Annotated in this window: 1 protein-coding gene; it reads left to right on the forward strand. The window is 36.9% G+C overall.

Annotated features, from left to right (window positions below; all coding sequences use genetic code 11):
- Positions 1-50 precede the first annotated feature (50 nt).
- Positions 51-279: heme biosynthesis HemY N-terminal domain-containing protein (locus tag R2R70_RS19775; RefSeq protein WP_410978864.1), on the forward strand; the 229-nt coding region annotated here is incomplete at its 3' end.

The following is a 279-nucleotide window of genomic DNA, read 5'->3' on the forward strand; positions in this document are numbered from 1 at the left end:
AGCCAAGAGGTCACTCTGCAAAGTACACAAACGGTTAAGGAGTGGGTGCAATGATAGGCCTAATAATCTTAATTGTAGCTATTGTTGTTGTACTTGCGGTTACCCCCTTTGTACTGGACGAAAAAGGCTACGTGCTTATCTCGTTTAATAACACAACAATTGAAGGCACCATTGTTTCGTTTTGTATTATGGCTGCAATGACTGCAGCAACTTTATACTTTACGTATAAACTAATACGCTATTTATTATCAATTTATAGAAATACCAAACATGGCTTTT

It is taken from the genome of Cobetia sp. SIMBA_158 (assembly GCF_046566945.1).
In the GTDB taxonomy this organism is placed as follows: Bacteria; Pseudomonadota; Gammaproteobacteria; order Pseudomonadales; family Halomonadaceae; genus Cobetia; species Cobetia amphilecti.